This window comes from Streptomyces longisporoflavus (assembly GCF_014649775.1).
Lineage (GTDB): Bacteria > Actinomycetota > Actinomycetes > Streptomycetales > Streptomycetaceae > Streptomyces > Streptomyces longisporoflavus.
The window spans coordinates 43,695-57,290 of sequence record NZ_BMTR01000035.1 but is presented as its reverse complement, the minus strand read 5'-3'; the positions used below and the strand labels follow the sequence as shown (position 1 = coordinate 57,290).

Annotated in this window: 14 protein-coding genes and 4 pseudogenes; 8 read left to right on the top strand and 10 right to left on the bottom strand. The window is 68.5% G+C overall.

The features are described 5' to 3' along the window. Positions 1 to 352 precede the first annotated feature (352 nt). Positions 353 to 1,084, bottom strand: a complete 732-nt coding sequence (locus IE226_RS38590) for an SDR family oxidoreductase (RefSeq protein WP_190086180.1) — start codon at positions 1,082 to 1,084, stop codon at positions 353 to 355. Between the two features lie 70 nt (positions 1,085 to 1,154). Between IE226_RS38590 and IE226_RS38585 the strand changes: the two genes are divergently transcribed. Beyond that, a complete protein-coding gene (locus tag IE226_RS38585; protein WP_190086179.1) occupies positions 1,155 to 2,012 on the top strand; it encodes a LysR family transcriptional regulator in 858 nt (285 codons plus the stop codon). Positions 2,013 to 2,295: 283 nt separating this feature from the next. Here the strand turns inward: IE226_RS38585 and IE226_RS38580 are convergent. Continuing rightward, positions 2,296 to 2,397 (bottom strand): annotated as a pseudogene (locus tag IE226_RS38580) (RICIN domain-containing protein); the annotation flags it as partial. 80 nt (positions 2,398 to 2,477) lie between these two features. Here IE226_RS38580 and IE226_RS38575 point away from each other — a divergent pair. Further along, positions 2,478 to 3,275 (top strand): DUF1963 domain-containing protein, encoded by a 798-nt coding sequence (locus IE226_RS38575; RefSeq protein WP_190086178.1) that lies wholly within the window; start codon positions 2,478 to 2,480, stop codon positions 3,273 to 3,275. Between the two features lie 97 nt (positions 3,276 to 3,372). On the opposite strand, the pseudogene IE226_RS38570 reads toward IE226_RS38575, so the two are convergent. Next, positions 3,373 to 3,612 (bottom strand): annotated as a pseudogene (locus IE226_RS38570) (transposase); the annotation flags it as partial. Positions 3,613 to 3,648: 36 nt separating this feature from the next. On the opposite strand from IE226_RS38570, the gene IE226_RS44960 reads away from it, so the two are divergent. The 3 genes and pseudogenes from IE226_RS44960 to IE226_RS38555 form a co-directional block, all read left to right on the top strand. Continuing rightward, the gene (locus IE226_RS44960) at positions 3,649 to 3,780 is read left to right on the top strand and encodes a hypothetical protein (RefSeq protein WP_268251313.1); all 132 of its coding nucleotides are present in this window, start codon (positions 3,649 to 3,651) and stop codon (positions 3,778 to 3,780) included. A 33-nt stretch (positions 3,781 to 3,813) separates the two neighbouring features. Beyond that, positions 3,814 to 4,638, top strand: a complete 825-nt coding sequence (locus IE226_RS38560; protein ID WP_190086177.1) for an alpha/beta fold hydrolase — start codon at positions 3,814 to 3,816, stop codon at positions 4,636 to 4,638. A 273-nt stretch (positions 4,639 to 4,911) separates the two neighbouring features. Beyond that, a pseudogene (locus IE226_RS38555) lies at positions 4,912 to 5,887 on the top strand (IS5 family transposase); the annotation flags it as partial. Between the two features lie 36 nt (positions 5,888 to 5,923). On the opposite strand, the gene IE226_RS38550 reads toward IE226_RS38555, so the two are convergent. From IE226_RS38550 to IE226_RS38535, 4 genes are all read right to left on the bottom strand, one after another. Beyond that, positions 5,924 to 6,265 (bottom strand): hypothetical protein, encoded by a 342-nt coding sequence (locus IE226_RS38550; protein WP_229871824.1) that lies wholly within the window; start codon positions 6,263 to 6,265, stop codon positions 5,924 to 5,926. 164 nt (positions 6,266 to 6,429) lie between these two features. After that, positions 6,430 to 6,804 (bottom strand): fic family toxin-antitoxin system, toxin component, encoded by a 375-nt coding sequence (locus IE226_RS38545; RefSeq protein WP_190086176.1) that lies wholly within the window; start codon positions 6,802 to 6,804, stop codon positions 6,430 to 6,432. Position 6,805: 1 nt separating this feature from the next. Next, the gene (locus IE226_RS38540) at positions 6,806 to 7,027 is read right to left on the bottom strand and encodes a hypothetical protein (protein WP_190086175.1); all 222 of its coding nucleotides are present in this window, start codon (positions 7,025 to 7,027) and stop codon (positions 6,806 to 6,808) included. Between the two features lie 90 nt (positions 7,028 to 7,117). Next, positions 7,118 to 7,615: a PIN domain-containing protein gene (locus tag IE226_RS38535; protein ID WP_190086174.1), complete on the bottom strand. Its 498-nt coding sequence runs from the start codon at positions 7,613 to 7,615 to the stop codon at positions 7,118 to 7,120. 168 nt (positions 7,616 to 7,783) lie between these two features. On the opposite strand from IE226_RS38535, the gene IE226_RS38530 reads away from it, so the two are divergent. Next, positions 7,784 to 8,368 (top strand): hypothetical protein, encoded by a 585-nt coding sequence (locus IE226_RS38530; RefSeq protein WP_190086173.1) that lies wholly within the window; start codon positions 7,784 to 7,786, stop codon positions 8,366 to 8,368. Here the strand turns inward: IE226_RS38530 and IE226_RS38525 are convergent. Beyond that, positions 8,359 to 10,020, bottom strand: coding sequence for an ISL3 family transposase (locus tag IE226_RS38525; protein ID WP_229871822.1), 1,662 nt, complete (start codon positions 10,018 to 10,020; stop codon positions 8,359 to 8,361). The genes IE226_RS38530 and IE226_RS38525 overlap by 10 nt on opposite strands. 332 nt (positions 10,021 to 10,352) lie before the next feature. On the opposite strand from IE226_RS38525, the gene IE226_RS38520 reads away from it, so the two are divergent. Continuing rightward, complete coding sequence (locus IE226_RS38520) at positions 10,353 to 10,616, top strand: hypothetical protein (protein WP_190086172.1); 264 nt, start codon at positions 10,353 to 10,355, stop codon at positions 10,614 to 10,616. 256 nt (positions 10,617 to 10,872) lie between these two features. Here IE226_RS38520 and IE226_RS38515 read toward each other — a convergent pair whose 3' ends face one another. Continuing rightward, positions 10,873 to 11,205 carry a hypothetical protein gene (locus IE226_RS38515; protein ID WP_190086171.1) on the bottom strand — a complete coding sequence of 111 codons (333 nt, stop codon included), beginning with the start codon at positions 11,203 to 11,205 and terminating at the stop codon, positions 10,873 to 10,875. 81 nt (positions 11,206 to 11,286) lie between these two features. Next, entirely contained in the window at positions 11,287 to 11,520 is a 234-nt protein-coding gene (locus IE226_RS38510; protein WP_190086170.1) for a hypothetical protein, read from the bottom strand. A gap of 258 nt (positions 11,521 to 11,778) precedes the next feature. Between IE226_RS38510 and IE226_RS38505 the strand changes: the two are divergent. Continuing rightward, a pseudogene (locus tag IE226_RS38505) lies at positions 11,779 to 13,483 on the top strand (PHP domain-containing protein); the annotation flags it as partial. Positions 13,484 to 13,596: the final 113 nt, after the last annotated feature.

Genomic DNA, 13,596 nt, shown 5'->3' with positions numbered 1-13,596 from the left:
ACCCGGTCTACGTTGAGGCGTCACTGGCCCGGCTGCCCCGAGATGTCACGATCCGGTACTCGAGCATCCCGAGATCCACTCGGTCCCTCGGAACGTCCTTAAGTACCGATTAGGGTTGGAATACTGCCTCTTCACCAATGGGCCTGGACAACGACTGAGGCCGTCGTCGCCGGGATCACCGGCCCCCTGCGCTCCCCGGCCGGGCTACTGCTGGGCCGCTACGACCACCAAGGCGCCCTCCGGTTCGTCGCCCGCACCCTGCGGTCCGTCGGGCGCCGGCGCGGTCTCCGGCTCACCCGTCCCATCCGGGCTGACCCCCACCACCCCGTCCCCCGGTTGTCTGACAGGCAGCTCACCAGGGAACCGGGCCGTGCTCGTCGAAGAAGCCGCCGGTCGGCCCGTCATCGGGCAGCGTGGCGAGCCGGACGACCACGGCCGCGCCGTCGGCCGCGGTGCGGGTGAGGCCGGGGAACGCGGTGGTGAAGTCGGTCGCACACGGCCCCGGATCGGCGGCGTTGACCAGGATGTTGCGGCTGCGCAGTTCCTTGGCGTACTGCACGGTCAGCGAGTTGAGTGCGGTCTTGGACGGCACGTACGCGGCCAACGGGGGCCGGGTCGTGAAGTAGTCCTCGGGATCGGTCATCCGGGCGAGGGAGCCCAGTCCACTGCTGACATTGACGATCCGGGCGGCGGGAGAGCGGGCGAGCAGCGGCAGCATCGTGGTGGTCACGCTGATCACGCCGAACACGTTGGTCTCGAACACCTCGCGTACAGCGGGCAGTTCGACACTGCCAGGGCTCTGGGCGGCGAGGTCGCCGGAGATGCCGGCGTTGTTGACCAGGATGGCCAGCCGGCCAAAGCGCTCCTCGATCCAGCGGGCGGCGGACAGGACGCTGGCGCGGTCGGTGACGTCCAGGGTGACCGGGTACACCCGCGGGCCCAGGTCGGCTGCGGCTGCCGCACCGCGGCGCGGGTCGCGCGAGGCCAGCAGGACGTTCGTGCCGAGCGAGGCGAGCCGGGCCGCGACCTCACGCCCGATGCCCTTGTTGGCACCGGTGACCAGGGCAATCGTGGTTTCTGTCATGCGTTCAGCCCACCACGGGGGCGGCCGGGAGTTCCAACACCGACCAGGTACGCAGCGATACCCTGCGGGTATGGAAGGACTGGAGCTCCGCGAGCTCGTCTACTTCACCGCTGTCGCCGAAGAACTGCACTTCGGTCGGGCGGCCGCCCGGCTGGGGATGACCCAACCGCCGCTCTCCCGCGCCATTCAGCAGCTCGAACGACGGCTGGGCGTAACCCTGTTGGAACGTGGCAGTCGCCGGGCCGCACTGACCGAGGCGGGGGCCGTCCTGCTCCGCGAGAGCCGTACGGTGCTCGACGCCGCGTCGGCCGCGGCGCGCCGCACCCGGCGGGCCGGCCGCGCCGACCCGCGTCTGGTCCTGGTCATCAAGCCGGGCGGCGACGGTGGCCTGCTGCCCGCGATCCTCGACGCCTATCAGGCTGAGCCGGGTGCGCTGCCGGTCGACCTGGTGTGCAGCTTCGGCGAGCGTGAGATCCTCCTGCGGGAGGGTCGTGCCGACGCCGCCCTGCTTCACCGCCCCCGTCACGACCTCGGCGGCCTGGACACCCAGGACCTCCTGACCGAGACTCAACTCCTCGTGATGCCGCGTTCGCATCGTCTCGCGGGCCGTACCCGGGTCTGCCTGAACGACCTCGCCGGGGAGCCCCTGCCGCGCTGGCCGGGCGCATATGAGGGTGGCTCACACGGACCCGAGGTCCACGACCTTGGGCAGCTTCTCCACCTCATCGCCTTGCGCCGCATGGTCGCCGTCCTCCCCTCCTCCATCCGCGGCCAGCTCCGCGACGACCTGGTCGCTGTCCCGGTCGATGATGCCGAGCCCACCACGCTCGTCCTCGCCTGGCCCGAGCACGCCACCTCCCCAGCCCTGGCCGCCTTCGTCCGCGCGGCCGCCGCCGTGGCGGGCAAGGCGACGGGCCACGGCGGGTAGAGCGGGCAGACACGCGGGGTGGGAGGGGCCCTCGCCCGTGCTCGCAGGCGTGCGAACACTTAAGGACGCCCTCACGGCCACCGTCGAGATCACATCTGGAGGCAGAATGACGGGAACCGGACGGCGAACCAATTACGCGGTCGACAATCCGAGCCAAGCCACTAGCCGCGCGAGGACCGCGAGGCAGAGCCTCGTTCCTCGCGCACCGGCCGCCGCTCAGCAAGGCGGCGGCCGGCGACCACGGTTCTGACGGAGTCGCCGCTGATTCACCACCTTGTGTGCGTCAGGGCAGGGTCCATTTCTGGTTGGCGTCGGCGTGGCAGGTCCACAGGTGGACGGGGGTTCCGTCGTTCCATGTGCCGCCCGACGCGTCCAAGCACTTACCGGGGACGCCGCGCGCGTCATAATGCGCACCTTCGTCGCCCGCACTGATTACGTGTCAGTGCCCGCCTTTAGGCTGTGCGCATGACTGATCAACTCGTGGCGGAAACGCTGAGCCGGTTTCGGGCCAAGGCGGCGGAAGCGGGCGTGTCATCGCGCAACGTGGAGCTGTTGATCAGCTCCTTCCTGCCGGCGGTCTATCCGCAGATAGGGGGCGACGGACCGGTCGTCGTCCACCTCGGCGGCAACAACCCCATGCTGCCGGTCGGCACGGGCAAGCCGAGCGAGCCATTCCTCTGCACCATCGACTGCGCGCAGATACCACCGAACTCGACCGGCCTCCCCCTTCCGGCCGACGGGCACCTGCTGCTCTTCGGCGACGCCGAGAAGCTCGGTCAGGGCCCGGGGCCCGGCTACGTGGTGTACGTACCCGCCGGGACGCCCACGACGGAGGTCCCCGCCCCGGAGCCCGTTCGCGGCTCGTACGAGGAGCGGGACTACCGCTCGGTCCGCGTGGGGCCGTCATGGCCCTCGTCCGGTCCCGACGGGTTCGCAGACCCTTCCGACGACGAGTCCGAGATGACCGTCGAAGACTACGAACTCATGGACCAGCTAAGCGACATCTGGGGGGAGGTCGACGGCAACTCTTTCGGATCCGACCTGTACCTCGGCGGCCATGCGGACTTCTGGAACGACGATCCCGTCGAACTGGCGAACGAGTACGAGTACGGGGGCGGTAACGACTGGTGTCTGCTCGCCAACTGGTACTGCGACGACGTCGTCGCGCTTCCCCTTCCCCGCATGCACTGGTTGATCCGCCGCCAGGACCTCGCCGACCTGCGCTTCGACCGGGTGATGCTCTCCGTCGACATGCATGGTTAGCTCTCCCCCGGTCCGCGCGCGCAACGGAACGACCACGGCCCGCCACCCCGACTGCGGACAACGCCGGTCAGTTCGCGCTCTCGGGTCTGCCCGCCCCAGCCTCCCGTGCCTTCCGCAGCGCGGCGTGCGGCAGGTGCATACCGGCAGCGTCATGGTGGGCCCGGGCAGTAGCCGAGTCCACACTGACCAGGGACAAGTCCACCTCACCCCGATTCGCGGCCTCTGCGAGCAGGCCCTCCAGCAGGGCCTCGAACACGCCTGCGTCACGCCACTGCCGGAACCGGTTGGAGACGGTCGACCAGGCGCCGAACTCCGCCGGCATCTCCCGCCACTGCCCACCCGGCATCCGGCTCCCGACCTCGTCATCGAGCGCGTGTCCGGCCACCCGGTCCGCGAGTTGATGAGCGGCCGCACGACCCCCGACGACGTGATCGCTGACGGCAGCGTGCGCCTGGAAGGCGATCCTGCCCTACTGCGCCGGTTCGCCGAGCTGTTCCGCTGCTGATCACCGCACCACCAGCTCCGGAGGAAGGCCCCTATGACCTGGTCCGAACGCGCCGTGGAGCGCGATGGCGTCCGCCTGTCCTGCCGCGACTGGGGCGGTACAGGTCCGCCCGTCGTCCTCCTGCACGGACTGGCCGGACACGCCGGCGAGTGGGACCTCCTCGCCCGGGCCCTGAGCCCCACCCACCGGGTCGTCGCCGTCGACCAGCGCGGCCACGGCGCCAGCTCGCGCCGCCCCCGCGACGTGAGCCGCAGCGCCTACGTCGCCGACGTCGCCGCTGTCCTCGAACAGCTCGGCCTGCACCAGCCCGTCCTTGTAGGTCAGTCCCTGGGCGGCCACACCGCCCTGCTCACTGCCGCCGCGCACCCTCACCTCGTGCGCGGACTCGTCCTGGTCGAAGCCGGCCCGGGCGGCCCCAACGCGAACGTGCAGGCCGACATCGGCGGATGGCTCGACGCATGGCCCACACCGTTCCCCACCCGTGAGGCCGCCGCAGCATTCCTCGGCGGCGGCGCAGTCGGCGAGGGCTGGGCCGCAGGGCTCGAGGAGCACGTTGACGGCTGGTGGCCCCGTTTCGACCGGGACATCATGGTCGACTCGCTGGCCGAGAACGCCCGGCGCTCCTTCTGGGGCCAGTGGCAGACAATCACCTGCCCGGTCCTGGCCGTACTGGGGCAGTCCGGCATCATCGCTCCGCCGGAGGCCGAAGCCATGCTCCAGCAGCACCCGGGGGCAACAGCCGCGAGCATCCCCGGCGCAGGTCACGACCTACACCTGGAGCGCCCCGACGCCCTGCGTCACCTGCTACTGGAATTCCTCGACGAGCTCTGTGCACCCCACCTCTACGGACGGCCCTGACCGCCGGGACTCCCGGCTGTGCCACTCACGCCCGCATCAGCCCGGTGGAAAGCCCAGTCCTCACAGCCCGTCGGCCATTCGTCGGCAAACGACGCGAGCTCAAGTGGCCGACGCGTCCGACGAATCTGTGCAATCCCGGGGGTTCGCAGCGGCCAAACCCCAGCCAGCCGCGTCACCAACGTGTCAGAACAACACAACTAGGGCCTGAGTGACGTCGTGATCAATTTCGGGTTCTGGTCCCGTGCAGGGGTAGGACCTGGTAGGACGCTGGGTGTGACACGTAGGCAAATCACCGACGAGCAATGGGAGTTCATCGAGCCGTACCTGCCGATAGGCGAGTACGGTCCGTACCCCGAGCGGCTGCGGGAGCAGTTCGAGGGGGTGATCTGGCGGTTCCGTCCAGCGCCCAGTGGCGCGAGATGCCCTCCGAGTTCGGACCGTGGCCAACCGTCTACGGGCGCTTTCGCGTCTGGCCGGACGCCGGGGTCTTCTCTGCTCTCCTGGAAGGCACGATCGCGGAGGCCGCCCGCCGCGGGCAGACGGACTTGTCCCTGGTCAGCGTGGACTCCACCACCGCCCGCGCCCACCACGATGCCGCCGGGATGTACATCGGCAAGGAGGTCATGGACGCCCTGGAGGAAGCCGCCGCCGACCAGGAACGGGCCCGGCAAAAGGGGGCGCCGCGCCGGAACAGAACGGACGGAAGCGACGCCCCCGACCGGAAAAACGGCGGCACCTCAGACGACGGCACAAGCTCCGTCTGAAGCAAGCCCTACTCGGGAGATCCCGTGGCGGGCTGACGAGCAAGGTTCATCTCGCCGCGGACCGCACGTGCCGTCCGTTGTCGTTCGTCCTGACCGCGGGACAGGCCGCCGACAGCCCGCAGTTCGCCCCCGTATTGCAGAAGGTGCGGGTCCCTCTGCCTGTCGGCCGTCCCCGGACCCGGCCGGAGGCTGTCGCCGCCGACAAGGCCTACTCATCCCGCGCCAACCGTTCCCTGCGCAAACGCAACATCAAGGCCGTCATCCCGGAGAAGAAGAACCAGACAGCCAACCGGAAGAGGAAAGGCAGCCGGGGCGGCCGGCCCACAGGTCACGACGCCGGTCTCTACAAGGAGCGCAACACCGTCCAGCGTCTGATCAACAAGCTGAAGGCCTGGCGGGGCATCGCGACTCGATACGACAAGACGCCCCAGAGCTACCTCGCCGGCCTCCACCTCCGCGCCTCCATGATCTGGATCAACGACCTGCGAAGGCAACTGACTGATCACGACGTCACACAGGCCCTAGTAGGTCTCGACCTGGCTCAGCACCCAGATTGCCAAGGTGATCACTGTCAGTGGAATCACGATGGCTGCGGCGCCGAGCACGACGCCCGCCCGTGCCCGGTAGCGATCGGCTCCCTCATGGTCCCGCATCCTGCGCAACGCGACGATGCCCGAGACAACTGCAGAGACCCCCACGGGCAGGAGGAAATACAGGGGAAGCAGACGGACCCACGCCGGGAGCAGCAACGGGCAGACCATCATCGCGACGGCGACAATACCCAGTACCAGCGACACCGTCCCCCGCGCCTGCTGCCGCGCCGCCACCTGGTCACTCGATCCAGCCATCTGCTCAACGGTCATGACCGGGAGGCTAGGCGGCAGCTACCGCACTCCGCCTGGGCACAAGTACCTAGTTCTCCTGAGTAGCCCGCCGCCGTACCCACGGCCAGCGGAGGGCTCTGTGCGTACGAAGCCCTCTACCGTGAAGTGCATACAGGATCAACAGAGGTTAATAGATGGGCTCTTCAGATCCAGGTCTTCAGGACGGCGGCCACGTCGCGTACGCCGAGGCGGCCCTCGACTACCCCGGCGACCAGGGCGACGGCGTCCTTGCTGGTGACCTTGGCCTCGATGCCGCTGGCGTTGAGGTAGGCGTAGGCGACCTGGGCGGCGAACAGCTCGTTGGAGTGCTCCAGGGCCGGGACCCTGGCCAGGCAGTACAGGAGGGCTGCGGCCCTGTGGTGCGGGGCGTCGTAGACCAGGGTGCCCATCACGGTATGCCGGTGGCGGGCGACCGCAGCGCCGATCGCTCCGTGATCAGTGATATCCGGATCGCCCGGGACGAGGCTCTGCGCAGCCTCCAAAAGCCAGCGCTCATCGATGATGAGGACGAAGGACACGTCAGGCCGCGTCGCTGGTGGAGCCCGCGCCGAATTCCTCGGCGAAGGCTGTGCCGTGCTCGTCGGCGAAGGCCTTGGCCGACGCGGTGAACCGGGGCCGCGCGAGGTCGGCGGTCAGCAGCTGCTGGGCGTAGCGGTCGGGTTCGACCTGACCGCCGGCGGCCTGGCGCACCAGCTCCGCGTACGTTTCTTCGTCTATCTGCAGACGGATCTCCTTGGCCATGCCTCTACGGTAGCCGCCCGGGCGGGCCAGCAGGCAGGGAACGAGGCCAGGGAGATCCAGCGCTGCCCTCATCAGGGGGTCGCGTGCTGTCTATCCCGTTTGCGGGGGCTGGCCATTGAGTGCTGTGCCCTTCTTGCGGTGGTCTTCGTGCAGCCGCACTGTCCTGAGGTCCATCTGCTGGGCGCGCAGGCGCATGCCGATGTCATCGGTCAGGACGCGCGCGCCGGTGGTCGGATGCAGGTTGGCCAGGTCGGCGGCGCACCGCAGGATCGACAGGTCGGTGTCGCCGCCCCGGTTGTTCGTGTCGACCCAGATTTCCAGTGTGACGCCCTCGCGTAGCGGGACGGGGTGTCCGGGCCGACTGTTGTGGAGGGTGCGCTCGAGGAAGCGGATGGCGGTGGCGGCCTTCCTGGCCAAATCCCCCTGGCCGTACTTCTGGCGGTCGAGTTCGTCGACCACGCACAGTGGTACGACGAGCCGGGTCTGCGGCGTGTTTTCTCCCTGGCCTTTGAGGACGTCGCGCCAGCGCACGTCGCCGGGCTGGCGCCAGTGGTTGAGCATGTTGGTGTCGTACATGGCTTTGTTCACGGAATTGGGGTTCAGGCACACATTTAATGAGCGATCTTGCACGTGATTCAGGGGTCCCTGTGTCACCTTTGGGCGCTACTGCTACTTCGCTACCGTCCCGCCATCCAGCCAAGGGCTCTACCGCCGGGTTCAACAAACCACCGGTTGAAGAGCTCTAACCTGTTCTCCATGGATACCCTGGGCGTGACGATCGGGCTGGCGTTCATCGGCTACATAGCGACTTACTTAAACGGACTCCGGCTGACACAGAGGCAGGCCCGGTTAGCACGATTAAACTTGCAGTTGAGCGAGTTCTATGGACCTCTCCTCTCACTGGTAGAGGCAAACACCCTCACATACCAGTCATTTATCGAAAAGTATTCAGGACCAGACGAAAAAAATCCCTTCCATCGTGAAGTGCCACCCTCCGAGCAGGAACTTGCCGAGTGGCGAACTTGGTCTATCACCGTCTTCATCCCCAACGTTCAGGCAATGCGCGACGTAGTGATCACAAAGGCTGACCTCCTCATCGAGGATGAAATGCCTTCGGCCATGCTCCAGCTCTGTGCACATGTCTCCAACTACGAGATCCTCGCGGCGCGCTGGGCAGAGGGAAACTATGAAGAACATTTGCCAGCCATTCGGTATCCCGCATGGGATCTGAAGGAGTACGCCCGTGACCGGTTCATACTTCTAAAGAAGCGGCAGGCTAATTTGCTCGGCCGAGCGGGAGGAAGTCTCAGCCGACGGAGAGAAACTCATCGTCAGGGGTGAACCTCGGGGCTTCGCGTGTGGGTGTTGGTGGGGCCGGCAACTCGGTAGGCCCCGCTGATCGACCTCACGGAATGTGGCGGCAGAACGAGGGCAGTGAGGAGCACGCGCTTGCGGAGCAGGGGGAGCTTGGCGCGGCCGAACATCTGACGCTTAACCATCTTGATGTGGTTGACCCGACCTTCGACGGGCCCGGAGTTCCAGCGGGTGGTCAGCCCGTGGAGCACGGCGTCCCAGTCCTTCTCCAGGCCGTGCGCGAAGGTGAGCAGCCCTGGAAGGTTCTCGGCCTGAACGGCGACGATCCAGTCCTTGAGGTGTTGGCCGGAGCGGGCGGCAAGGATCTCAGCGAAGGAGCGGACGAGCCGTTCGGCGGCGGTCAGTTCAGGGCAGCGTGCGAGGACGTCGGCGAACTGTTCTCGCTCGTCGTTCCGCAGGTGGTCAGGGTTGCGCATCATCCAACCGGTGACCTCACGAACGCCCGGTGGTGCGGGTCCGACGACACGGATGCGCTGTCGGCGGCGGGGCCTGAGGTAGTCGCTGATGATCTGGTAATTGCCCTGGTAGCCGAGTTCCCTCAGTTCGGTGTGCAGCAGGATGGCGTTGCTCTGGCCCTCGGACCAGCGCCGGTCGAGGTGTTCTTTGAACGGGTCGAGTCGGCTGGGGCGGCGTTGGTGGCGGCCGTTAAGCATCTGCTCGGGTGTCTCGGCGCGGGCCGCTTTGCGGACGGTGTTGCCGCCCATGTGCAGTTCCCGGGCGATCTCCCGGAGGCCATGCCCCTGGTCGAGGAGGGAGTGGACGATCGTGTGGCGTTGCCGTAGCCGGGCTTCGATGGGCGACATCTCCTTCGTCGTGTTCTCCGGTTCGGGGAAGGGGATGTGCACGATGCCGTTCTCGTCGGCGTCGGGTGTCTCGAGGCAGGCGTTGTGCTGGCGGACGCATCGTTCGACCGCGGTGCCGAGGTTCTGGAGCAGGTGGAAGGGGTCGGCGACCTGGATCGCGTGGGGTGCCCCGGTGCGGGCGCCTTCGGCGTAGGACCCGGCCCGGCCCCGGCAGATGATTTTGGAGCCCGGATGGGCGCGCAGCCAGCTGGGCAGCATCTCGGCATCCCGCCTGGGAAGCAGGTCCAGGGGCTGGCTGGTCTCGCAGTCGATCAGGACCGTGCCGTAGTGCTGTCCTCTGCGGGTGGCGAAATCGTCGACCCCCAGCACTTTCGGCACCGTCCAGGAAGGGTCAGGTATGGCCATCACCAGCCGGAGCAGCGTCATGCGGCTGACGCCGCTGTGCAGGATCGTCGCGAAGCGAGCACCGCAACGGCCGGCGAGAGCGACGGCCACCGCCTCCAGCGCCCGGCGGAAGGCCGGGGTCCGCCTGCCATAGCGCACGGTGAGTCCGTCGACCTGCTCGACGAACGTACGGCGCGGGCAAGCGGTGTTCTCGCAGTACAGACGGCGGACCGTCAGCTCGATCAGCACCCTCTGATCACCCACCGGGCTGTCCGCAAGGCGCCTCTCATAGGAGCTGTGCACCCGTCCCGACACCACCGCACAGTCCGGGCACGACACGTCGTCGTCACCGGTACGGGCTCTGATGCGGACCGTCCCGTCCGCGAGGAAGACCCGCATCACCAGCACGGAGTCGAGGTACGGGAACAGCACACCAACGAGGTCATCACACCGCACCACGGTCCCAGATGACGCCGTGTCACCGCACAGGAATGCCGGTGATCGTCCTCACGGAATTTGTGCCTGAACCGGAATTGGGCAGCACTTATCCATCGGTTCGGGAGGCGTTTGACGCCCGCGGCCGCGCCGCGATGTTCACGAGTTCCGACGGCGCCAGGCCCACCCCAGGCGGCCAATGGGGTGCTCTCTCCGCCGCGGCTACATCTTCGGTCTGCCTGCGGGGCACGGCTGCGGTACCGGCGTGTGAGCGTCGGCCAACCAGACACCCCGAGGCCTCACGCCTCGTCACCGCAAGGGAGACCGTCATGACCGACCTCAGCGACCTCGCAGGAGGAGCAACCTCCCCACTCCAGACGCTGATGGAGCTGCTCAACCCGGAAAAGCAGCAGTGGCTGAAGGCCCAGCCCCAGGACCGGCAGCAGCAGCTGGCCGAAAGCTTCGCCACTCAGCCGTACAACATGCAAATGCCGGGGGTCACAAGCAATCCCGGCATTCAGATGCCTGACCTCAAGGCACAGCAGGGCCACGCCAACGACTTCATCCAGGATGCGCAGGACGGGAACCGCTGACCACAACGCTTGAGCAGGATCACCACACCACGGCTCCTCGCACGCGGAGCACCCGGCATGCGAGCCGCTCACGGGCCAGCCTGACCGGGCACCCACGACGCAGGCCTGGCAAGGGGCGATGCTCACGAGAACGGGAGGCACTGACCGCCGGCGCTGGATAAGTGCTGTCCATTCTCGTGGCCAAAGCCACGTACACGACGGGCAGGCCCGGCCGGGCGGCCAGTTCCTTCAGCGCTTCCAGTTCGGTGCGGGCCTGCTACATGGCTTTCACCTGGTTGTCGATCTCCGTGGCGAGCGCCTGGTTCTGTGCACGCCGGGCTCGCTGCGCGCCGGGGAGCTCGGTGGCGCTGACCCATCCGCCCGGGTCGGTGCTGCCGATCGGCAGGAGGTTCCAGTAGGCCGCGGAGTGGAGGCCCGCAGCGAGATCCGGGGCGGTGAACGTCTGCTTGAGCGCGGGGTAGGTGTCGTGCACCGCGTCGGTGTAGGCGGCGTAGAGGTCTTGGGCGCTGCGCGAGTTGGACCATGTGGTCTCTGCGCGCAGGAGCACGTCTTCTGCGTGGGCCAGGGTCGTCCCCGGGTTGAGACTCATGGGCAGAGCGTGGCAGAGCGGGTCCGCCGGCGGGGACAGAGGCCGAGGTCGGCTCAGCCTGCCCCGTACCGGCCGTGCTGCTCATGCGCCGGTCGGCTCGCCGTGTCCGGCCCTCCAGGTCTTCAGCAGGATTTCTTCCTCGGGGTCGTCTGCCTGTACCGAGAGCGTGATGATCACACCGGGGATGGATCCGTAGATGCCGATCTGGCCCTTGTACTTGGACTCGGCGACCTCCTTGCGGGCCCACCATCCGGTCACGTCCGGGCCGTCCTCGCGGAACCGGAGCCGGACGATGTATGTGCCGGGCTGTGCCATGCCCGTAGCTTCGCACGGCTGGCCGAATCCAGCGGGTGCCAATGGGGGCTGCGCTGCTTACGGCCTGCTTTCTGCGGGGTTTCGTGCAGGTGAGAGGGCTGCATCCCGTTCTGGCGGGGTGCTGCTGTACCGAACAGTTTCAGCCGTGATCGATTCGCCGCTTCCAGAATTTCGAACCAATGTGCGAGTAGTGGCGATCGTGGCTCACTGGGACCGGACAGCTGGGCAGGGGGTGTGACGCGTGGCAGGAGGTGTGCGATGGACGGCTTCGCGCATCTGCATGTCGCCTCCGGCTACTCGGCCCGCTACGGCGCCTCGCTCCCCCACGACCTGGTACGCCGTGCCGCCGAGCGCGGTATCGGCACGCTGGCGCTGACCGACCGCGACACGGTGGCCGGCAGCGTGCGCTTCGCGAGGGCCGCGGCGGCCGCCGGGGTCCGCCCGGTCTTCGGGGTCGACCTGGCGGTGGCTTCCGCCGCAGAACCGGAAGAGGCGGCGGCGCGGCGCCGGACGCCGGTGCGCGGGGGTGCGCATGTGATCGAGGCGCGGTGGCGGGTGACGCTGGCGCAGGATGCGGGCGGCTGGGCGCGGCTGTGCCGGATCGTGTCGGCCGCGCACGCCGGCCCGGTGGACGGGGTGCCGGTGGCGCCGTGGGCCAAGTTGGCCGAGCATCTGGGTCGGGGCCTGGTCGTGCTGATGGGGCCGGGCTCGGAGCCGGTGTCCGCGCTGATGGCCGGCCGCCCGGACAGGGCCGAGCAGTTGCTCGCGCCGTGGCGGGTGATCGCCGGCGCGGGGCTGCGGCTGGAGGCGGTCTTTCTGGGGCGGCGGAACGGGGGCGGGATCCTTGCGGCTGGCGGCGCGCACGGTGCAGCTGGGCGACGAGGTGGGCGTGCCGGTCGTGATCTCGGGTGCGGTGCGTTATGCCGATCCGGCACAGCACCGCATCGCGGACGTGCTGGATGCGGCCCGGCTGCTGCGACCGATCGACCGGCGCCGCCTGGACGGCGGCGAGCGGTGGCTCAAGGGGCCCGGCGAGATGGGCGCGGTGGCCGCGCAGATCGCCTCGGCCGCCGGGCACGGTCCCAGGCGGGCGGCCACGCTGCTGGCGGAGACCGGCGCGGTTGCCGCCTCCTGCACCCTTACCGCAGCCGACCTGGGGATGGGGCGGCCGCACTTTCCCGAGCCGCACGTGGTCGGCGCGGACCGGGCGCGCGGCGGGGCGATGCGGCTGCTGCGCCGGCGCTGCGAGGCGGGCATGGCCGCCCGCGGCCTGGAGACGGATCCGGCCGCGGTGCGGCAGCTGGACCACGAGCTGAAGGTGATCGGCCGGCTGGGCTTCGAGGGATATTTCCTGGCCGTCGCCCAGGTCGTCGCGGACGTGCGGGCGATGGGCGTGCGGGTCGCCGCCCGCGGCTCGGGGGCCGGTTCCATGGTCGACCACGCGCTGTTCGTCGCCACGGCCAACCCGCTGGAACACCGTCTGTTGTTCGAGCGGTTCTTGTCGGAGCGGCGGACCTCGCTGCCCGACATCGACCTGGACGTGGAGTCCGCGCGCCGTCTGGAGGTCTACGACCGCATCTTCGAGCGGTTCGGTTCCGAGCGGGTCGCGGTGACCGGGATGCCCGAGACCTACCGGGCCCGGCACGCGCTACACGACACCGGCCTCGCGCTGGGGATCGCCCCGCAGAGCGTCGACGAGATCGCCAAATCGTTTCCGCACATCCGGGCCTGCGACATCCGCTCCGCGCTGGTCGAGCTGCCCGAGCTGCGCCGGCTCGCCGCACGCCGGGAGGAGTTCGGGCCGCTGTTCGAGCTCGCCGAGGGCCTGGACGCCCTGGTACGCGGCTACGCCATGCACCCCTGCGGCGTGATCCTGTCCAACGCCACCCTCCTGGACCGCCTTCCGGTGCAGCCCACCCCGGGCGGCGCCTATCCGATGCTGCAGGCGGACAAGGAGGACGTCGCCTTCTCTGGGGGTCGATGCTGTTGCCGTGGGTTCTGTCTCACGTTGATGCTGCTCAGCGACCTAGTAGGTGAGTTTATGCAGCACGACACCTGTGGTGCTAGGGCCTGTTC